The sequence below is a fragment of the Streptomyces sp. NPDC060028 genome (assembly GCF_042736725.1).
GTDB lineage: Bacteria > Actinomycetota > Actinomycetes > Streptomycetales > Streptomycetaceae > Streptomyces.
The window spans coordinates 16,081-36,425 of sequence record NZ_JBHWVJ010000038.1 but is presented as its reverse complement, the minus strand read 5'-3'; the positions used below and the strand labels follow the sequence as shown (position 1 = coordinate 36,425).

Genomic DNA, 20,345 nt, shown 5'->3' with positions numbered 1-20,345 from the left:
AGCGTAAGCCGACACCCCGGGGGCGCGAAGTGTACGTTTCATCCACCAGACACCCCTGCACATGTACGGAGTATCCATGGAGGCCCCGCCCACCCCACCGGTCCCCCTGGCCGCGCTGCTCGCCGACCGCGAGCTGGGGCTGCGCCACCTCGCGGGGCCCGCCGAGGCCGATGTCCACGGGGTGCACGCGTCCGAGATGGCCGACCCCTCGCCGTACCTGCTGGGCGGGGAACTGCTGCTCACGGCCGGCGCGGAGCCGGGCGTCGACCCCGAGGGCTACGTGGCCGGGCTCGTCGCGGCGGGCGCGGCCGCGCTCGGCTTCGGCGTGGCGCCCGTGCACGAGGAGGTGCCGGCCGCGCTGGCGGCCGCCTGCGCGCGGTACGGGCTGCCGTTGCTGGAGGTCCCGCCGCGCACCCCGTTCACGGCGGTGGCCCGGGGCGTCTGGCGGCTGATGGCGCAGGCCCGTACGCGGGAGCTGCGCCGGGTCACCGAGGCCCAGCAGTCGCTCGCCGCGGCGGCCGCCCGGCCCGAGCCGGTCGCGGCCGTACTCTCCCGCCTCGCGGCGAGCCTGGGCGGCTGGACGGCTCTCCTCGCCCCGGGCCGGGGCGGGGCGGCGGAGCCCGCTGCCGGACCCGGCCGGGCGGCGGACGGCGGGGCCGGGCGGGCGGCCCCCGGATCGGCCCCCGCGCCGCACCCGGTCAGGGCGGCGGCCGGCGCAGCTCCCGGCGAGGCGGCGCTCACCGCCGTGGGCACGCTGGCCGAGCGGGTGGCTTCTGGGGCGGCGGCGACCGCCACCGACACCCTGGGCGGGACGCACCTCGCCGCGTACGCCGTGGGCGGCGGTCAGGTGCTGGCCCTGGCCACTCCGGCGCGGGCCCCGGGCGACCACACCATCGCCTCCGTCGCCGCCGTGCTGCTGAGCCTGCTCACCGCGCCCCGCCCCGCCGGGGACGAGGCCGCCGCGCTGACCCGGCTGCTCCTCGGCGGGGATCCCGCGAGCGCCCTCGCGCCGGGGCCCTGGTACGCCGTCCACGCCCGCGGCGCCGGCGACCCGCGGGCCCTGGCGGCCGCGCTGGGCACCGTACTGCTGGACCCGCACGGTGACGGCGTACGCCTGCTCACCGACCGGGAGCCCGCCCCGCAGCCCGGGTGGCGCCTCGGCGTGAGCGCCCCGGCCGCCCCCGCGGACCTGCCCACCGCCGGGACCCAGGCCGGGCGGGCCCTGGAGCGCGCCGAGGCGGCCCGGACCCCGCTGGCCCGGCACTCCCCCGGCGGCCTCGCCACCCTCCTCGACCCGGCCGAGGCCCGCGCCCACGCCGAAGCCCTGCTCGCCCCGCTGAACCGCCCCCACCGGGACACCCTGCGCGCCTGGCTGGCCCACCACGGCAGCTGGGACCGCACCGCCGTGGCGCTGGGTGTCCACCGCAACACCGTCCGCCAGCGCGTCTCCCGCTGCGCGGCGCTCCTCGCCACGGACCTCGACGACCCGGACACCCGCATGGAACTGTGGTTCGCCCTCCGCGCTCTGGACAGCGGGGACAACTCGCCGGTAACTTAGTCTGAGCAAGCGCTTAGCCATAGGCGGCGGACCGCCGCGACCGAAGGGAGCCGGCCCGTGCGCCGCACAGTTTTCAACGAGGACCACGAAGCGTTCCGCGAGACCATCCGCGCCTTCATCGAGGCCGAGGTCGTCCCCGTCTACGACGAGTGGTTCGCGGCCGGCCAGGCGCCGCGCGACTTCTACTACAAGCTCGGCGAGCTGGGCGTCTTCGGCATCAACGTCCCCGAGGAGTTCGGCGGCGCCGGTCTGGACACCCACAAGTTCGAGGCCGTCCTCTACGAGGAGACCTCGCGCGCGGGCGTGAACTTCGGCGGCTCCGGCGTGCACGTGCTGCTCGCCCTGCCCTACATCAAGATGCTCGCCGGCGACGAGCAGAAGAAGCGTTACCTCCCGAAGTTCGTCTCCGGTGAGGAGATGTGGGCCCTCGCGATGACCGAGCCGGGCACCGGCTCCGACGTCGCCGGCATGAAGACCACCGCCAAGCTCTCCGAGGACGGCACCCACTACGTCCTCAACGGCTCCAAGACCTTCATCACCGGTGGCGTCCACGCCGACCGCGTGATCGTCTGCGCCCGCACCTCCGCCCCGCGCGAGGACGACCGCCGCTTCGGCATCTCCCTCTTCGCCGTGGACACCAAGTCCGAGGGCTACTCCATCGGCCGCAAGCTGGACAAGCTCGGCCTGCGCACCTCCGACACCGCCGAGCTGGCGTTCGTCGACGTGAAGGTCCCGGTCGAGGACCTGCTCGGCGAGGAGAACAAGGGCTTCTACTACCTCGGCGCCAACCTGCCCTCCGAGCGCTGGGGCATCGCCTTCGGCGCGTACGCCCAGGCCAAGGCCGCCATCCGGTTCGCCCAGCAGTACGTGACGGAGCGCACCGTCTTCGGCAAGCCCGTCGCGCACTTCCAGAACACCAAGTTCGAGCTGGCCGCCTGCCAGGCCGAGGTGGACGCCGCCGAGGCGGTCGCCGACCGCGCCCTGGAGGCCCTGGACGCCGGTGAGCTGACCGCCGCCGAGGCCGCCTCCGCGAAGCTGTTCTGCACCGAGGTCGCCCACCGCGTCATCGACAAGTGCCTCCAGCTGCACGGCGGTTACGGCTACATGAACGAGTACCCGATCGCCCGCCTGTACGCCGACAACCGCGTCAACCGCATCTACGGCGGCACCAGCGAGGTCATGAAGTCCATCATCGCGAAGTCCATGGGCCTGTAAGGGACTTGGGGCGCTTAGCCTTCCCCTCATGAACGAGGCACTGACGACGCTCCTCGATCTGCTCGACCTGGAGCAGATCGAGGAGAACATCTTCCGCGGTACCAGCCGCTCGGCGCTGGTACCGCGCGTCTTCGGCGGGCAGGTCGCCGCCCAGGCGCTGGTCGCCGCCGGGCGGACCGTGCCCGAGGACCGGACCGCGCACTCGCTGCACTCGTACTTCCTGCGCGCCGGGGATCCCGGCGCGCCCATCGTGTACTCCGTCGACCGGATCCGCGACGGCCGCTCCTTCACCACCCGCCGGGTCGTCGCCGTCCAGCACGGCCAGCCGATCTTCCACCTCTCGGCGTCCTTCCAGACGTACGAGGAGGGCCTCGACCACCAGGCCGCCATGCCGGACGCGCCCGATCCCGAGACCCTGCAGACGGCGGCCGAGTCGCTGCCCGCGTACCGGGAGATCTTCCGCGACCCGGGCACGGTGGAGCGACTGATCGAGGCGCGGGGTGCGGTGGACCTGCGGTACGCGACGACCCCGCCCTGGGGCAGCGTCGGAGCGCCGGTGGAACCGCGGTCGCAGGTGTGGTTCCGGACGGCCGGCAAGCTGGAGAGCGACGACGCGCTCCTGCACACCTGCCTGGCCACGTACGTCTCCGACATGACGCTGCTCGACTCGGTGCTGCTCGCCCACGGGCGCGGCGGCTGGGCCGTCGGCGACGTCGTGGGCGCCTCGCTGGACCACGCCATGTGGTTCCACCGGCCCTTCCGCGCCGACGAGTGGCTGCTGTACGACCAGGAGTCGCCCTCGGCGGCCGCCGGACGCGGGCTCGGCCAGGCGCGGATCTGGACGCAGGACGGCCGGCTGGCCGTGACCGTCATCCAGGAGGGTGTCGTACGCGTGCCGCGCTGAGATCCGGACATACCGTCACCGCATGCCCGAAGAATCCGAGAGCGTCGGCACGGTACTCGTCGCCGGGGCCACCAACCTGGGGATCGCCGCGGCCAAGACGGTCGGCGGGATCGTCAGCGGCTCGAGCGCGATGCTGTCCGAGGCCGCGCATTCGGTGGCCGACACGGTGACCGAGGTCATGCTGCTGGCGTCGCTCAGGCGCAGCGCGAAACCCGCGGACGAGGCGCATCCGCTGGGATACGGGCCCGAGCGGTACATCTGGGCGCTGCTGGCGTCGATCGCGACCTTCTTCGGCGGTGCGGTGTTCGCCGTGTACGACGGGATCCACACGCTGGTGCACGGCGAGGATCCGGGCGACCCGACGTTCTCGTACGTGGTCCTCGGCATCTCCTTCGTGCTGGAGGGCTACTCGCTGCTGGTCGCGTGGCGGCAGGTCAAGGGCGAGGCGGCGCGGATGGCGGCGCCGGTCGGTCTGTACGTGAAACACACCCCGGACACGGCGGTGAAGGCGGTGCTGCTGGAGAACGCGGCCGCGCTGATCGGGCTCGTGCTGGCGGCGGGCGGGCTGCTGGGGGCGCAGCTGACGGGGTCGGGGGCGTACGACGGGGTGGCGTCGCTGCTGATCGGGCTGCTGCTGGTGTGGGTGGCGTGGGAGCTGGGGCGCTCTAACGCGCAGTACCTGATCGGGCGGCCGCTGCCGGAGGCGACGCGGGCGCAGGTCCGGGAGGAGCTGCTGTCGGTGCCGCACATCGAGGGGGTGCTGGAGCTGACGACGCTGGTGCAGGGGCCGGCGGAGGTTCTTGTCGCGGCGAAGATCGACTTTCACGACCTGGCGTCCGCTCGGCAGGTGGAGGGGGCGTGCGAGGACGCCGAGGCGCAGTTGCGGGAACGCTTTCCGGCGATCCGCCGCGTGTACCTGGACCCGACGCCGACGCCGGGCCCGGGCGGCGAAACGGTCTAGTCCCACCAGAACGCCCAGTGGTCGTTGCCGGTCAGGGCCTCTTCGGCGTACGCGCGGATGCTGCCGGAACCCTGCCAGACGTTGTCCGGGCAGAAGGCGAAGTGCTCGGCCGCCACGGGCAGCGCCTCGGCGAGGGTGCGGGGCGGGGCCGCCACCGACAGGTGGAGCTCGTCGAAGCCGAGGGCCAGCACCCGGGCCCCGAACCGGTCCTCCCAGGACCGCAGTACGGCGGCGATGCGGGCGGTGTCGGTCTCGTGGTTGGCCGGTCCGCCCCAGCCGATCACCGCGAGTACGTCGGCCCCGCGCCCCGCGGGGACCAGCGCGAGCCGCGGGCTCGGCAGGCAGCCGTCCCGCACCAGGTCGGGGGCGAGTGTGCCGGCCGCCGCCTGCGGGTCCAGCTCCGCGGTGGGCGCCGCCGCCGGGCCCGGCCAGTCCCGGCCGAACGGGGCGATGAGCTCGGCACCCTCCGCGCCCTCCTCCGGGTCGGGCACCGCCCCGCTCCAGAACTCCCGCAGGACCTGCTCCGGGTCATGGTCGCCGGGGTCGGACATCCGCTCCGGGTACAGCTCCCGCAGGCGCCACCACTCCTCCAGTCCGCGCCGGTCCTGGAGCAGCACCGGGTGCAGGCCGAGGGCGGCCAGGGCCGGGCCCCGGCAGCCGGCCAGGGCCTCGCCGCCCACCGCGGCGTCGGACACCCACAGCAGCGGGGCGGCCCGGCGCAGGCGCCTGCCGGGCCGGGTCACCAGGCGGCCCGGGGGCAGGTCCAGGCCCGCCGACCGGCCTGCGGGGTCCGCGCCCAGCACGGACAGGGGGCTGCGCACCGCTCTCATGGCCTCACGCCATCCACCCGCGGACCGTACGAGGGGGCGCGTCAGGCGTCCAGGAGTCCGGCGGCGGACAAGAGGTAGGCCACCAGGGGGTCGTAGAAGCGGGGGTCGCGGACGTGGTCGTCCAGGGGGACCGCCACCTGGAGGGTGCCCTCCGCCTCGCCGAGGAACAGCGCGGGGTCGTTGCTGTCGGCGTAGCCCACCGCGTCCAGGCCCCGCTGGGCCGCGCAGCCGGCCCAGCCGTGGTCGGCCACGACCAGGTCCGGCTGCGGGCGGCCCTCCGCCGCGAGCCCGTCCAGGATCGCCGCCATCGGCGCGGGCGAGTGCGTGTGCCACAGCGTCGCGCCGCGCTCCAGCACGGCCACGTCCGCGAACTGCCACACCGAGCCCTCGTCCGCCATCAGCCCGGCGGGGATCACCACGATCTCGCAGCCCGCCGCCCGCAGGGCCGCCGCCGTCGCCCGGTGGACGTCGAGCAGGCCGCCCGGGTGCCCGGTGGCCAGCAGCACGCTCTGCCGGTCCAGCGCGGCCTTCCGCAGCCGCGCCGCCAGCCGGTCCAGCCCGGCCAGGGTCAGTTCGGGGTCGATGGTGTCCTGGCCGTGGCGGTACGCCGGGTCGTCCACGACCCCGCACCGCTCCGCCATCACCGCGAGCACGTCCTGCTCGTCCGTCCAGCGGTCGCCGAGTTCCAGCCCGAGCCAGTAGTGCCGGTCGCCGTTGGCGAGCTTGCGGTAGTGGGAGAGGTTGTTCTCGCGCGGGGTCGCGACCTGCCCCGCGATCCGGGTCCGGACCAGGTGGTCAATGAGTTCGGCGCGGCTCGGCGGCTCTATCGGCTTCGGCATGCGGCCCATTCTGCCGCCGCGCGGCCGGAGCCGTCTGTTCCATTCCGACCACCGGACACCCGGCCTCACGCCGCGCTCACCCCGACAGCGCCCCGAACGCCCCGTGCGCGAGCCGCCGCAGCAGCGACTCCGTCGCCTCCCGCCCCAGCGCCGCCAGGTGCGGGGTGGAGTTCAGCAGTCCGAAGACGGCGTGCACGCCGACCCGTACTTCCGCCTCGCCGACCAGCGGATGCAGTTCCCGTACGACGTCCACCCACAGCTCCACGTACTGGCGCTGCAGCTGCCGTACGAGCTTGCGGTCGGCGTCCCGCAGCCGGTCCAGCTCCCGGTCGTGCAGGATGATCAGCGCCCGGTCGTCGAGGGCGAAGTCGATGTGTCCGTCGATCAGCGAGGACAGCACCCCCGGCGGGTCGCCCGCCGCCTCCGCCACCCGGTGGCGTCCCCCGGTCAGCAGCCGCTCGCTGATGCCCACCAGCAGCTCGGCGAGCATGGCGTCCTTGCCCGCGAAGTGCCGGTACAGGCCGGGGCCGCTGATGCCCACCGCGGCCCCTATCTCGTCCACTCCGACGCCGTGGAAGCCGCGCTCGGCGAAGAGACGAGCGGCCTCGTTGAGGATCTGCTCGCGACGGGTGGGGGCGGCCGCTCTGGTGCTCATGGGAATCCATTCTAGACAGGGCCGTTAGCGCTCGTTAACCTGAGCGATACATGCGTTAACGCTCATTAACAGCGTGCACCGAGCAAGGGAGCTCGACCGATGCAGCAGGCACCAGTGCTGACGAGTGCCGCCGACCCGGCGTCCGAGGCCTGGCGGGCCAACGAGGCCGCCCACCGCGAGCTCGCCGAGGGGCTGCGCGCCCGGCTGGACGCGGCCCGCCTCGGCGGCGGGGAAAAGGCCCGCGCCCGCCACACCGCCCGCGGGAAGCTGCTCCCCCGCGACCGCGTGGACACCCTCCTCGACCCCGGGTCGCCCTTCCTGGAGCTGGCTCCGCTGGCCGCCGAGGACATGTACGGGGGCGCGGCCCCGGCCGCCGGGGTCATCGCGGGCATCGGGCGGGTCAGCGGCCGCGAGTGCGTGATCGTCGCGAACGACGCCACCGTCAAGGGCGGCACGTACTACCCGATGACCGTCAAGAAGCACCTGCGCGCCCAGGAGGTGGCCCTGGAGAACCGTCTCCCCTGCCTCTACCTGGTCGACTCGGGCGGTGCCTTCCTCCCCATGCAGGACGAGGTCTTCCCCGACCGGGAGCACTTCGGCCGCATCTTCTACAACCAGGCCCGCATGTCCGGGGCCGGGATCCCGCAGATCGCCGCCGTCCTCGGCTCCTGCACGGCGGGCGGCGCGTACGTCCCGGCCATGAGTGACGAGGCCGTCATCGTCCGCGGCCAGGGCACGATCTTCCTCGGCGGCCCGCCGCTGGTGAAGGCGGCCACCGGCGAGGTCGTCACCGCGGAGGAGCTCGGCGGCGGCGAGGTCCACTCCCGGGTCTCCGGCGTGACCGACCACCTCGCCGAGGACGACGCGCACGCGCTACGGATCGTACGGAACATCGTGGCGACCCTGCCCGAGCGCGGGGCCCTGCCCTGGTCGGTCGAGGCGCCCGAGGAGCCGAAGGTGGACCCGTACGGGCTCTACGGCGCGGTCCCGGTCGACTCCCGCACCCCGTACGACGCCCGCGAGATCATCGCCCGGATCGTGGACGGCTCGCGCTTCCAGGAGTTCAAGGCGGAGTTCGGGCAGACGCTGGTCACCGGCTTCGCGCGGATCCACGGGCACCCGGTCGGGATCATCGCCAACAACGGCATCCTGTTCTCCGAATCGGCCCAGAAGGGCGCGCACTTCATCGAGCTGTGCGACCAGCGCGGGATCCCGCTCCTCTTCCTCCAGAACATCTCGGGCTTCATGGTCGGCCGGGACTACGAGGCCGGCGGCATCGCCAAGCACGGCGCCAAGATGGTGACGGCGGTGGCCTGCACCCGGGTTCCGAAGCTGACGGTGGTGGTCGGCGGCTCCTACGGCGCGGGCAACTACTCGATGTGCGGGCGGGCGTACTCGCCGCGGTTCATGTGGATGTGGCCCAACGCCAAGATCTCGGTGATGGGCGGCGAGCAGGCCGCCTCCGTACTGGCCACGGTCAAGCGGGACCAGATCGAGGGCGCCGGCCAGGAGTGGCCGGCCGGGGACGAGGAGGCCTTCAAGGCCCCGGTCCGGGAGCAGTACGAGGCGCAGGGCAACGCGTACTACGCCACCGCGCGGCTGTGGGACGACGGGGTCATCGACCCGATGGAGACGCGGCAGGTGCTGGGACTGGCTCTGACCGCGTGCGCGAACGCCCCGCTGGGCGACCGCGGCTTCGGCATCTTCCGTATGTGACGTGAGGACCTCACTGATGTTCAGCACTGTTCTGGTCGCGAACCGGGGCGAGATCGCGGTACGGGTCATCCGCACGCTGCGGCAGCTCGGCATCCGCTCGGTGGCCGTTTTCAGCGACGCGGACGCGGACGCCCGTCATGTGCGGGAGGCCGACACGGCCGTCCGGATCGGCCCGGCGGCGGCCTCCGAGAGCTACCTGAGCGTGGAGCGGCTCCTGGACGCCGCCCGGCGCACGGGCGCCGAGGCGGTCCACCCCGGATACGGGTTCCTCGCGGAGAACGCGGCCTTCGCGCAGGCCTGCGCCGACGCGGGCCTGGCCTTCATCGGTCCGCCGGCCTCCGCGATCTCCCTGATGGGCGACAAGATCCGCGCGAAGCAGACGGTACGGGCGGCGGGCGTGCCCGTGGTCCCCGGCTCCTCCGGCAGCGGCCTGACCGACGCCGAACTCGTGGCGGCGGCCGAGGAGATCGGCATGCCGGTGCTGCTCAAGCCCTCGGCGGGCGGCGGCGGCAAGGGCATGCGGCTGGTCCGTGAAGCGTCGGCTCTGGCCGAGGAGATCGCGGCGGCCCGGCGCGAGGCGAAGTCCTCCTTCGGCGACGACACGCTGCTCGTCGAGCGGTGGGTGGACCGCCCCCGGCACATCGAGATCCAGGTCCTCGCGGACGCCCACGGGAACGTCGTCCACCTCGGCGAGCGCGAGTGCTCGCTGCAGCGGCGCCACCAGAAGGTGATCGAGGAGGCCCCGTCGGTCCTGCTGACGCCGGAGCTCCGGGCCTCGATGGGCGCGGCGGCTGTGGAGGCGGCCCGCTCGTGCGGGTACGTCGGCGCGGGCACGGTGGAGTTCATCGTCCCGGGCGGGGACCCGTCCTCGTACTTCTTCATGGAGATGAACACCCGCCTCCAGGTGGAGCACCCGGTGACGGAGCTGATCACGGGGCTGGACCTGGTGGAGCAGCAACTGCGGGTGGCGGCGGGGCTGCCGCTCGGCTTCGAACAGTCCGGGGTGACCCTGACGGGGCACGCCATCGAGGCGCGGGTCTGTGCGGAGGATCCGGCGCGGGGGTTCCTGCCGTCGGGCGGTACGGTCCTGGCCCTGTCCGAGCCGTCGGGCGGTCCGGTCCGCACGGACTCCGGACTGACGGCCGGCGTCCCGGTGGGGTCCACGTACGACCCGATGCTGTCGAAGGTGATCGCGTACGGTCCCGACCGGGCCAGTGCCCTGCGGGTGCTGCGGGGTGCCCTTGCGGACACGGTGATCCTGGGCGTCCAGACCAACGCGGGGTTCCTGCGCAGGCTGTTGGCGCACCCGGACGTGGTCTCCGGCGACCTCGACACCGGCTTGGTCGAGCGCGACCTGGCCGAGCTCCTGCCGGAGGGGGTCCCGCCGGAGGTGTACGCGGCGGCGGCGCTGCTGAACTGGGGTTCCGCCCCGGACCTCGGTCCGCAAACGCCGGACGGGCTGAAATCGTGGGTCGACCCCTTCGACTCCGCCAACGGCTGGCGCCTGGGCGGCACGCCCGCCTGGACGGTGCACCACTTCCGCCTTCCCGGCCAGGAGCCGGTGGCGGTCCGGTCCCGCGCCGAGGGCGCCGACCACGAGCTGCTGATCGACGAGACCGGCACCGAGTCCGGGGGCAGCGCCCCCAGTACACCGGCCCGCGCCCGGATCGTGGCCCGCACCCTCAGCACCGTCACCGTCGAACTCGACGGCGTCACCCACCGCTTCAGCCACGCCACCTCCCCGGAGGGGACCTGGCTCGGCCGGGACGGCGACTCCTGGCACGTCCAGGACCACGACCCCGTCGCGGCGAACCTCAGCGGCGCCGGACGCGGCGGCGCCGACACCCTTGCCGCCCCCATGCCCGGGACCGTCACCGTCGTCAAGGTCGCCCTCGGCGACACGGTGGCGGCCGGCCAGAGCCTCCTCGTCGTCGAGGCCATGAAGATGGAGCACGTGATCTCCGCCCCGCACGCGGGCACGGTCACCGAGCTCGACGTCTCCCCCGGCACCACCGTCGCCATGGACCAGATCCTGGCCGTGGTCACCCCGGACACCGAGGAGGGCGCCGCATGAACGGCCTGCCCATGACCGTCCCGGCCCCCGGCCTGCCGCCCCGCGTGCGGATCCACGAGGTCGGCGCCCGCGACGGGCTGCAGAACGAGAAGACGGCCGTACCCACCGAGGTGAAGGCGGAGTTCATCCACCGCCTCGCCGCCGCCGGCCTCACCACCATCGAGGCCACCAGCTTCGTGCACCCCAAGTGGGTGCCCCAGCTCGCGGACGCCGAGCAGCTCTTCCCGCTGCTCGGCGACGTCGAGGCGGCGCTCCCGGTCCTGGTCCCCAACGAGCGCGGGCTCGACCGGGCCCTCACCCTGGGGGCCACCCGTATCGCCGTCTTCGGTTCGGCCACCGAGACCTTCGCCTCCCGCAACCTCAACCGCACGGTCGCCGAGTCCCTCGCCATGTTCGAGCCCGTCGTGGCGCGCGCCAAGCAGGAGGAGGCGCATGTGCGGGGCTACCTGTCCATGTGCTTCGGCGACCCGTGGGAGGGCCCGGTCCCGGTCCACCAGGTCGTACGGACCGCCAAGTCCCTGCTCGACCTCGGCTGCGACGAGCTGAGCCTCGGCGACACCATCGGCGTCGCGACCCCCGGTCACGTCCAGGAGCTGCTCAACAGCCTGAACGAGGCGGGTGTGGGCACCGACCGCATCGGCGTGCACTTCCACGACACCTACGGCCAGGCCCTGTCCAACACCCTCGCCGCCCTCCAGCACGGCGTGACCACCGTCGACGCCTCCGCCGGCGGCCTCGGCGGATGCCCGTACGCGAAGAGCGCCACCGGAAACCTCGCCACCGAGGACCTCGTGTGGATGCTCGACGGCCTCGGCATCGAGACCGGGGTCGACCTGGCCGCCCTCACCGCCACGAGCGTGTGGATGGCCGAACAGCTGGGGCGTCCCAGCCCCTCCCGTACCGTCCGCGCCCTCTCCCACAAGGAGTAACGAAGACCATGGCCCTCGACCACCGGCTCACCCCCGAGCACGAGGAACTCCGCCGCACCGTCGAGGCGTTCGCCCACGACGTCGTGGCACCCAAGATCGGCGACCTCTACGAGCGGCACGAGTTCCCGTACGAGATCGTCCGCGAGATGGGCCGCATGGGCCTGTTCGGCCTGCCCTTCCCCGAGGAGTACGGCGGCATGGGCGGCGACTACCTCGCGCTCGGCATCGCCCTGGAGGAGCTGGCCCGCGTCGACTCCTCGGTCGCCATCACCCTGGAGGCCGGGGTCTCCCTCGGCGCGATGCCCCTGCACCTCTTCGGCACCGAGGAGCAGAAGCGGCAGTGGCTGCCGCGGATGTGTTCCGGGGAGATCCTCGGCGCGTTCGGCCTGACCGAGCCGGGTGCGGGCTCCGACGCGGGCGGCACTCGCACGACGGCGGTCCGCGACGGCGACGAGTGGGTGATCAACGGTTCGAAGTGCTTCATCACCAACTCCGGTACGGACATCACCGGTCTGGTCACCGTCACCGCCGTGACGGGCCGCAACGCGGACGGCCGTCCGGAGATCTCCTCGATCATCGTCCCGTCCGGCACCCCGGGCTTCACGGTGGCCGCCCCGTACTCCAAGGTCGGCTGGAACTCCTCGGACACCCGTGAGCTGTCCTTCGACAACGTGCGGGTCCCGCTCGCCAACCTGCTGGGCGAAGAGGGCCGCGGCTACGCCCAGTTCCTGCGGATCCTCGACGAGGGCCGCATCGCGATCTCCGCGCTGGCGACGGGCCTGGCCCAAGGCTGCGTGGACGAGTCGGTGAAGTACGCCAAGGAGCGGCACGCCTTCGGCAAGGCGATCGGCGACAACCAGGCCATCCAGTTCAAGCTGGCGGACATGGAGACGCGCGCGCACATGGCCCGGATCGGCTGGCGCGACGCGGCCTCCCGGCTGGTGGCCGGCGAGCCGTTCAAGAAGGAGGCGGCGATCGCCAAGCTGTACTCCTCGACGGTGGCCGTCGACAACGCCCGCGACGCCACCCAGATCCACGGCGGCTACGGGTTCATGAACGAGTACCCGGTGGCCCGGATGTGGCGGGACTCGAAGATCCTGGAGATCGGCGAGGGCACGAGCGAGGTCCAGCGCATGCTCATCGCCCGCGAGCTGGGCTTCGCGAGCTGAGCCGCACGACCGGACGCACGACCTGACGCACGACCGGACGCATGACCGAGGGGGCCCCGAAAAGTTAGGGCCCCCTTACCGCTTTCAGCCAAGGTTAGGCTAACCTTCGTTCCGAACGGCCCAGTGGCCGCCGGTACGTACGAAAGCGGACATCGACATGCCCAAGTCCCGATCCTCCTACCTCTCCCGCCGCGGTCTCATCGCGGCCGGCGGCGCCCTCGGCCTCGTCGCGGCGCTCACCGCGTGCGGCGGTTCCGACACGGCCAAGGGTGACGGCGGCAAGGACAAGGGCGCCGCGGCGTCCGGCCCCTGGTCCTTCAAGGACGACCTCGGCAAGGACGTCACGGCCAAGTCCACGCCGAAGAACATCGTCGCCTTCACCGGCACCGCCGCGGCTCTCCACGACTACGGCATCCCGGTCAAGGGCGTGTTCGGCCCGACCAAGACCGCCGACGGCAAGGCCGACGTGCAGGCCGGTTCGATGGACATCTCCAAGGTCGAGATCCTGGGCAACGTCTGGGGCGAGTTCAACGTCGAGAAGTACGCGGCCCTGAACCCCGACCTCCTCGTCACCAACACCTGGGACGGCACCCTCTGGTACGTCCCGGAGGAGTCCAAGGCCAAGATCACCGGCCTCGCTCCGGTCGCCGCCGTCTCCGTGGGCGGCGACGCCACCCTCGACAAGGCGCTGGCGCGCACGGCGGACCTCGCCAAGTCGCTCGGCGCCGACATGAACGCCAAGACCACCGTCGACGCGAAGGCCCGCTTCGAGGCCGCCGCCGCGAAGGTCCGCGAGGCCACCAAGACCAACCCGGGCATCAAGGTGCTCGTCGGCTCCGGCTCCCCGGACCTGTTCTACGCCTCCACCCCGAAGACCTCGGCCGACCTGAAGTACTTCGAGAGCCTGGGCGTCGAGTTCGCGATCCCGGAGAAGCTCGACGAGGGCGGCTTCTTCGAGAGCCTCAGCTGGGAGAACGCCGGCAAGTACAAGGCCGACGTCATCCTGCTCGACAACCGGACCGGCACCCTGCAGCCGAACGACCTGAAGTCCAAGCCGACCTGGGCCGAGCTGCCCGCGGTCAAGGCCGGCCAGGTCATCCCGCGCGTGACCGAGCCGATCTACTCGTACGACAAGTGCGCGCAGATCCTCGAAGACCTCGCGAAGTCCATCCAGAGCGCCAAGAAGGTCAGCTGACCCTCGGCGCCGGTGTCCGGCGCCGAAATCGACTCCCAGGGGGACTCTCCGCATGACCGTCACCGCATCCGACGCCCCGGCGATCGCGCACTTCCGCTTCTTCGGGATGGAAGTGCTCCGTACGCGCCGCCTCGGGCACTCGTTCCTGCGGGTCACGTTCGGCGGTGAGTCCCTCGCCGGCTTCCGCTCGGGCGGCTACGACCAGAGCCTCTCGCTCTTCCTGCCGCCCCCGGAGCGGGAGCACACCGTGCTCCCGTCCACGGACGAGGACACCTGGTTCGCCGCGTGGCGCGCGATGCCGGACGGGGAACGTCCCGTGATGCGTTCGTACACCGTGCGCGAGCAGCGCCGTACGCCGCAGGGCGCGGAGGAGGTCGACATCGACTTCGTCCTCCACGGGGATTCTTCCCCCGCCTCCTTCTGGGCCGGGCGGGCCGTCACCGGCCGCCGGATCATGGCGATCGGACCGGCGGTCGCGGAGAACAAGTCCGTACGCTTCCAGCCGCCCGCCGCCACCGACGCGCTCTTCATGTACGCGGACGAGACCGCGCTCCCCGCGGCCGCGGCGATCTTGGACCGGCTCCCCGCCGGCGCCCGGGTGCGGGCCTGGTTCGAGGTCCCGCACGCGGACGACCGGCTCGCGCTGTCGACGCTCGCCGACGTGGACATCACCTGGGTCGTACGGGGGAGCGGCGCCGGCCGGGAGCGCACCGAGCACCTGCTCGACGTGGTCCGGGCGGCCGAACTGCCCGCCGCCGAGGCCCCGTACGTCTGGCTGGCGGGCGAGGCGGGCACCATTCGGGCGGTCCGCCGGCATTTCGTGCAGGAACGTTCCGTCGACCGCCGCGCGGTGCGCTTCACCGGCTACTGGCGGCTCGGCGCGACCGAGGAGGACCTCCTCGCCGAGGCGTACGCGGGCAAGGCTCCCAGCGAGGACTCCGGCTCCGCGCTGTAGCTCCAACCTCCTTTCACCACAGGGCTGTTCAAGAGACGGGCCCCGGCTTCCGGCCGGGGCCCGTCTTCATTTGGCGAGGTAGTTAGGTTAGGCTAACCTAAGCTTCAGATCCCCGCCCCCCTCTCCCCTGCCCGGAGGACAGTTGATGCGTCAGCATCTGCTCAACGAGACGACCGCCGACCTCTACCGGCGTTCGGTCACCGAGGGCGTCGAGCGCGTAGCGGCCAAACTCGCCACCACGCAGCGGCCGCACACCGGCATGTCCGTCGACGAACTCGCCCCGGTCATCGCCGGCATCGACCTGGACCGGCCGCTCGAAGACCCCGCCGCCGCGCTCGACGAGCTGGAAGAGGTCTACCTGCGGGACGCGGTGTACTTCCACCACCCGCGCTACCTCGGCCACCTCAACTGCCCGGTCGTCATCCCCGCCGTGCTCGGCGAGGCCGTCCTCTCGGCCGTCAACTCCTCCCTCGACACCTGGGACCAGTCGATCGGCGGCACGCTCATCGAGCGCCGCCTCATCGACTGGACCGCGCAGCGCATCGGCCTCGGCCCGGCCGCGGACGGTGTCTTCACCTCCGGCGGCAGCCAGTCCAACTTCCACGCGCTGCTGCTCGCCCGTGACGAGGCCTGCCGCATCGTCATGAAGAAGGGGCTGGACGAGGGCCGCGAGCTCACCAAGGCCGAGCTCCTCCCGAAGCTGCGCATCTTCACCTCCGAGGCCAGCCACTTCAGCGTGCAGAAGTCGGCCGCCATGCTCGGACTCGGCTACGAGGCCGTCATCGCCGTCCCGGTCGACCGCAACCGCCGCATGGACACCGCCGTGCTCGCCCTGGAGCTGGAGGAGTGCGCCGTCGAGGGCCTCTTCCCCATGGCCGTCGTCGCCACCGCCGGCACCACCGACTTCGGGTCCATCGACCCGCTCCCCGAGATCGCCCGCCTGGCCGCCGAGCACTCCGCCTGGATGCACGTGGACGCCGCGTACGGCTGCGGACTGCTGGTCTCCCCCACCCGCCGGCACCTCCTCGACGGCATCGAGCACGCCGACTCGGTCACGGTCGACTACCACAAGTCCTTCTTCCAGCCCGTCAGTTCGAGCGCCGTGCTGGTCCGCGACCGCGACACCCTGAAGCACGCCACGTACCACGCGGACTACCTCAACCCGCGCCGCATGGCCGAGGAGCGCATCCCCAACCAGGTCGACAAGTCCATCCAGACCACGCGCCGCTTCGACGCGCTCAAGCTCTGGATGACCCTGCGCGTGATGGGCGCCGACGCGGTCGGCTCGCTCTTCGACGAGGTCATCGACCTGGCCGCCGCGGGCTGGGACGTCATCGACGCCGACCCGCGCTTCGAGGTAGTCGTCAAGCCGCAGATCTCCACCCTGGTCTTCCGCTACGTGCCCGGTGCCGAAGACGCCCCGGTCCGCGCCGACCTGGTCGACGAGGCCAACCTGCACGCCCGCAAGGCGCTGTTCGCCTCGGGTGAGGCGGTCGTCGCCGGCACCAAGGTGGACGGGAAGCAGTACCTGAAGTTCACCCTCCTCAACCCGCAGACCACGACGGCCGACATCACGACCGTCCTCGACCTTCTCGCCGCACACGCCGAGCAGTTCCTTGGAGAGTCCCTTGCCGTCCACCGCTAAGCCCCGTGACTTCATCGGGATCGGCCTCGGGCCCTTCAACCTCGGTCTCGCCTGCCTGACCGCGCCGATCGACGAGCTCGACGGCCTGTTCATCGAGTCGAAGCCGCACTTCGAGTGGCACGCCGGGATGTTCCTGGACGGCGCGCACCTGCAGACGCCGTTCATGTCGGACCTGGTCACCCTCGCCGACCCGACCTCGCCCTTCTCCTTCCTGAACTACCTGAAGGACAACGACCGGCTGTACTCCTTCTACATCCGGGAGAACTTCTACCCGCTGCGGGCCGAGTACAACGACTACTGCCGCTGGGCCGCCGACCGCCTCGACAACGTCCTGTACTCCACCTCCGTCACCGAGGTCACGTACGACGAGCAGGCCGGCCTGTACGAGGTCCACACCGACCGGGGCGAGACCCACCGGGCCCGCCGCCTGGTCCTGGGCACCGGCACCCCGCCCTTCGTCCCCGAGGCGTGCGGGAACCTCGGCGGCGACTTCCTGCACAACTCCGCCTACATGCAGAACAAGGCGGAGCTGCAGAAGAAGAAGTCGATCACCCTGGTCGGCTCGGGCCAGAGCGCGGCCGAGATCTACCACGACCTCCTCGCCGAGATCGACGTCCACGGCTACCAGCTCAACTGGGTCACCCGCTCCCCGCGGTTCTTCCCGCTGGAGTACACGAAGCTGACGCTGGAGATGACCTCCCCGGAGTACGTGGACTACTTCCACGCCCTCCCCGAGGACACCCGCTACCGCCTGGAGAGCCGGCAGAAGAACCTCTTCAAGGGCATCGACGGCGAACTGATCAACTCGATCTTCGACCTGCTCTACCAGAAGAAGGTCGGCATGCCGGGCCCGGTCCCGACCACCCTGCTGACCAACACCTCGCTGAACACCACGGCCTACGACACCACCACGGGCACGTACACCCTGGGTCTGCGGCAGGAGGAGCAGGAGCGGGACTTCTCCCTCACCACCGAGGGCCTGGTCCTGGCCACCGGCTACAAGTACGTCGTGCCCACGTTCCTCGCCCCGGTGCGCGGGCGGCTGAACTTCGACGGCCGCGGCCGCCTCGACGCGGCCCGCAACTACAGCGTGGACACCACCGGCCGGGGCGTCTACCTCCAGAACGGGACGACCCACAACCACTCGCTCACCTCGCCCGACCTGGGCATGGCCGCGTACCGCAACGCGTACATCGTCGCCGAGCTCCTCGGCCGCGAGTACTACAAGGTCGAGAAGTCCATCGCGTTCCAGCAGTTCGCAGTTCCGGAAGGCACGCACGCATGAGCACCACCACCGAGATCCTGTACACGCGCACCGACGCGGCCCTCGGGACCTTCGCCGTCCGCCCGCTGGACCCCTTCGCCGACGCGGAGCTCCTGCACGGCTGGGTCACCCACCCCAAGGCCTCGTTCTGGATGATGCAGGACGCCACCCTGCCGGACGTCGAGCGCGAGTACATGAAGATCGCCGCGGCCGAGCACCACCAGGCCTTCATCGGCCTCCACGAGGGCCGGCCCGCCTTCCTGATGGAGACGTACGACCCGGCGCACCTGGAGCTGGTCGGCCTGTACGGGGCGCAGCCCGGCGACGTCGGCATGCACTTCCTCGTCGCGCCCAGCGACACCCCCCTGCACGGGTTCACCCGCGCGGTCATCACCACCGTCATGGCGGCCGTGTTCGCCGACCCGGCGGCCGTACGCGTCGTCGTGGAGCCGGACGTCCGCAACACCGCCGTGCACGCCCTGAACGAGGCCGTCGGCTTCGTGCCCGACGGCCCGGTCCGCAAGCCCGAGAAGGAAGCCCTGCTGAGCTTCTGCACCCGCGCGCAGTTCGAGGCCGCCACCGGTCTCACCACGGGAGAGTCGATATGAGCCTCGCCGACGCCGTCGCCCACCTCTCCCCCGGGCTGTGGGACCGCGCCAACCGCGCCCTGGTCCGCAAGGCCCTCGCCGAGTTCTCCCACGAGCGCCTGCTGACCCCGAAGCCGCTGGAGCCCGGCTGCTACGCGGTGCTGAGCGACGACTCCACCGTGGAGTACCGCTTCAAGGCCGTGCTGCACGCCCTGGACCACTGGTCGGTGGACGAATCGTCCATCACCCGTCACCGGGACGGAGCCGAGCTGCCGCTGGACGCCCTCGACTTCCACATCGAGCTGCGCGAGGCCCTCGGTCTGAGCGCTGAGGTCCTGCCGGTCTATCTGGAGGAGATCTCCTCCACCCTGGCCGGGTCGGCCTACAAGTACGCGAAGCCGCAGACCCCCTCGTCGGTGCTGGCGAAGTCCTCGTTCCAGGACATCGAGACCGGCATGACCGAGGGCCACCCCTGCTTCGTGGCGAACAACGGCCGCCTCGGCTTCGGCGTGCACGAGTACCTCTCGTACGCCCCGGAGACGGCGAGTGCGGTCCACCTGGTGTGGGTGGCGGCCCGCAAGGACGTCTCCACCTTCACGGCGGGCGCGGGCCTGGACCACGACTCCTTCATCCGCGCGGAGCTGGGCGAGGCCGCCGTCGCGGGCTTCGCGGCCAAGATGACCTCCCTCGGCCTCGACCTGGCGGACTACCACCTGCTGCCGGTCCACCCCTGGCAGTGGTGGAACAAGACCACGGTCACCTTCGCCGCCGAGATCGCGAACCGCCGCCTCGTCCTGCTGGGCGAGGGCGAGGACGCGTACCTGGCGCAGCAGTCGATCCGTACGTTCTTCAACACGACCACGCCGACGAAGCACTACGTCAAGACGGCCATCTCCGTCCTCAACATGGGCTTCATGCGGGGCCTGTCGGCCGCGTACATGGAGGCCACGCCTGCCATCAACGACTGGCTCCACCAGCTGATCGAGGGGGACGAGGTCCTGCGGTCGGTGGACTTCTCGATCATCCGCGAGCGCGCGGCGATCGGCTACCACCACCGCCAGTACGAGCGCGCCACCGACCGCTACTCCCCGTACCGCAAGATGCTGGCCGCGCTGTGGCGCGAGTCGCCGGTGGGATCCCTGAGCGGGGACGAGCGCCTCACCACGATGGCCGCCCTGCTCCACGTGGACTCCGAGGGCCGCTCCTTCGCCGGCGCGCTGATCGAGGAGTCGGGCCTCGCCCCGTCCGAGTGGCTGCGGCACTATCTGCGCGCCTACCTGGTGCCGCTGCTGCACTGCTTCTACCAGTACGACCTGGCGTACATGCCGCACGGCGAGAACACGATCCTCGTCATCGAGCACGGCGTGGTGAAGCGGGCGATCTTCAAGGACATCGCCGAGGAGATCGTGGTCATGGACCCGGACGCGGCCTTGCCGCCGGCGGTCGAGCGGGTGCGGGCGGACATCCCGGAGGACATGAAGCTGCTGTCCGTCTTCACGGACGTCTTCGACTGCTTCTTCCGCTTCCTGGGCGCGATCCTGGCCGACGAGGGCATCTGCGAGGAGGACACCTTCTGGCGGGCGGTCGCCGACTGCGGCCACGCCTACCAGGACTCGGTGCCGGCCCTCTCAGAGCGCTTCGAGCGCCACGACCTCTTCGCCGAGGAGTTCCAGCTGTCCTGCCTCAACCGCCTCCAGCTGCGGAACAACAAGCAGATGGTGGACCTCGCCGACCCCGCGGCGGCCCTCCAGCTGATCGGCACCCTCAAGAACCCCGTCGCGCCCTTCGCGCGGCGGTAGCAGGAAGGCGGGCGGCCCCCGACCCGGTCCCTCGGGGGCCGCCCGCACCA

General features: G+C 71.9%; 17 protein-coding genes. 14 read left to right on the top strand and 3 right to left on the bottom strand.

Annotation, left to right across the window (positions count from 1 at the left end; translation table 11 throughout):
* The first annotated feature begins 61 nt into the window (after positions 1–61).
* The 4 genes from ACFWBF_RS20255 to ACFWBF_RS20240 are packed head-to-tail and all read left to right on the top strand — an operon-like array spanning position 62 to position 4,638.
* On the top strand, positions 62–1,558 hold the full coding sequence (locus ACFWBF_RS20255) for a helix-turn-helix domain-containing protein (RefSeq protein WP_385603454.1): 1,497 nt from the start codon (positions 62–64) through the stop codon (positions 1,556–1,558).
* A 57-nt stretch (positions 1,559–1,615) separates the two neighbouring features.
* On the top strand, positions 1,616–2,773 hold the full coding sequence (locus ACFWBF_RS20250; RefSeq protein ID WP_385603451.1) for an acyl-CoA dehydrogenase family protein: 1,158 nt from the start codon (positions 1,616–1,618) through the stop codon (positions 2,771–2,773).
* A gap of 28 nt (positions 2,774–2,801) precedes the next feature.
* A complete protein-coding gene (gene tesB / locus ACFWBF_RS20245) occupies positions 2,802–3,677 on the top strand; it encodes an acyl-CoA thioesterase II (RefSeq protein ID WP_385603448.1) in 876 nt (291 codons plus the stop codon).
* Positions 3,678–3,699: 22 nt separating this feature from the next.
* Positions 3,700–4,638, top strand: a complete 939-nt coding sequence (locus tag ACFWBF_RS20240) for a cation diffusion facilitator family transporter (protein WP_385603445.1) — start codon at positions 3,700–3,702, stop codon at positions 4,636–4,638.
* Here the strand turns inward: ACFWBF_RS20240 and ACFWBF_RS20235 are convergent.
* The 3 genes from ACFWBF_RS20235 to ACFWBF_RS20225 form a co-directional block, all read right to left on the bottom strand.
* The gene (locus ACFWBF_RS20235) at positions 4,635–5,468 is read right to left on the bottom strand and encodes a DUF4253 domain-containing protein (RefSeq protein WP_385603442.1); all 834 of its coding nucleotides are present in this window, start codon (positions 5,466–5,468) and stop codon (positions 4,635–4,637) included. The genes ACFWBF_RS20240 and ACFWBF_RS20235 overlap by 4 nt on opposite strands.
* 41 nt (positions 5,469–5,509) lie before the next feature.
* A complete protein-coding gene (locus ACFWBF_RS20230) occupies positions 5,510–6,316 on the bottom strand; it encodes a phosphatase (protein WP_385603439.1) in 807 nt (268 codons plus the stop codon).
* 67 nt (positions 6,317–6,383) lie between these two features.
* Positions 6,384–6,962: a TetR/AcrR family transcriptional regulator gene (locus ACFWBF_RS20225; protein ID WP_385603437.1), complete on the bottom strand. Its 579-nt coding sequence runs from the start codon at positions 6,960–6,962 to the stop codon at positions 6,384–6,386.
* 99 nt (positions 6,963–7,061) lie between these two features.
* Between ACFWBF_RS20225 and ACFWBF_RS20220 the strand changes: the two genes are divergently transcribed.
* The 10 genes from ACFWBF_RS20220 (at position 7,062) to ACFWBF_RS20175 (ending at position 20,295) form a co-directional block, all read left to right on the top strand.
* Positions 7,062–8,678, top strand: a complete 1,617-nt coding sequence (locus ACFWBF_RS20220; RefSeq protein ID WP_385603434.1) for a carboxyl transferase domain-containing protein — start codon at positions 7,062–7,064, stop codon at positions 8,676–8,678.
* A 16-nt stretch (positions 8,679–8,694) separates the two neighbouring features.
* Positions 8,695–10,752: an acetyl/propionyl/methylcrotonyl-CoA carboxylase subunit alpha gene (locus ACFWBF_RS20215; RefSeq protein ID WP_385603432.1), complete on the top strand. Its 2,058-nt coding sequence runs from the start codon at positions 8,695–8,697 to the stop codon at positions 10,750–10,752.
* Entirely contained in the window at positions 10,749–11,681 is a 933-nt protein-coding gene (locus ACFWBF_RS20210; RefSeq protein WP_385603429.1) for a hydroxymethylglutaryl-CoA lyase, read from the top strand. The genes ACFWBF_RS20215 and ACFWBF_RS20210 overlap by 4 nt, the downstream gene beginning before the upstream one ends.
* A gap of 8 nt (positions 11,682–11,689) precedes the next feature.
* Positions 11,690–12,850, top strand: coding sequence for an acyl-CoA dehydrogenase family protein (locus tag ACFWBF_RS20205; RefSeq protein ID WP_385603426.1), 1,161 nt, complete (start codon positions 11,690–11,692; stop codon positions 12,848–12,850).
* A gap of 157 nt (positions 12,851–13,007) precedes the next feature.
* Positions 13,008–14,045, top strand: a complete 1,038-nt coding sequence (locus ACFWBF_RS20200; RefSeq protein WP_385603423.1) for an ABC transporter substrate-binding protein — start codon at positions 13,008–13,010, stop codon at positions 14,043–14,045.
* A 52-nt stretch (positions 14,046–14,097) separates the two neighbouring features.
* Positions 14,098–15,000 carry a siderophore-interacting protein gene (locus ACFWBF_RS20195; protein ID WP_385603420.1) on the top strand — a complete coding sequence of 301 codons (903 nt, stop codon included), beginning with the start codon at positions 14,098–14,100 and terminating at the stop codon, positions 14,998–15,000.
* Between the two features lie 145 nt (positions 15,001–15,145).
* Positions 15,146–16,645, top strand: a complete 1,500-nt coding sequence (locus ACFWBF_RS20190; protein WP_385603417.1) for a pyridoxal phosphate-dependent decarboxylase family protein — start codon at positions 15,146–15,148, stop codon at positions 16,643–16,645.
* Positions 16,629–17,930 carry a lysine N(6)-hydroxylase/L-ornithine N(5)-oxygenase family protein gene (locus ACFWBF_RS20185; RefSeq protein ID WP_385603415.1) on the top strand — a complete coding sequence of 434 codons (1,302 nt, stop codon included), beginning with the start codon at positions 16,629–16,631 and terminating at the stop codon, positions 17,928–17,930. Before ACFWBF_RS20190 ends, ACFWBF_RS20185 begins: the two co-directional genes overlap by 17 nt.
* Positions 17,927–18,517 carry a GNAT family N-acetyltransferase gene (locus tag ACFWBF_RS20180; protein WP_385603412.1) on the top strand — a complete coding sequence of 197 codons (591 nt, stop codon included), beginning with the start codon at positions 17,927–17,929 and terminating at the stop codon, positions 18,515–18,517. The genes ACFWBF_RS20185 and ACFWBF_RS20180 overlap by 4 nt, the downstream gene beginning before the upstream one ends.
* Positions 18,514–20,295: an IucA/IucC family protein gene (locus tag ACFWBF_RS20175; protein ID WP_385603409.1), complete on the top strand. Its 1,782-nt coding sequence runs from the start codon at positions 18,514–18,516 to the stop codon at positions 20,293–20,295. Before ACFWBF_RS20180 ends, ACFWBF_RS20175 begins: the two co-directional genes overlap by 4 nt.
* Positions 20,296–20,345 lie beyond the last annotated feature (50 nt).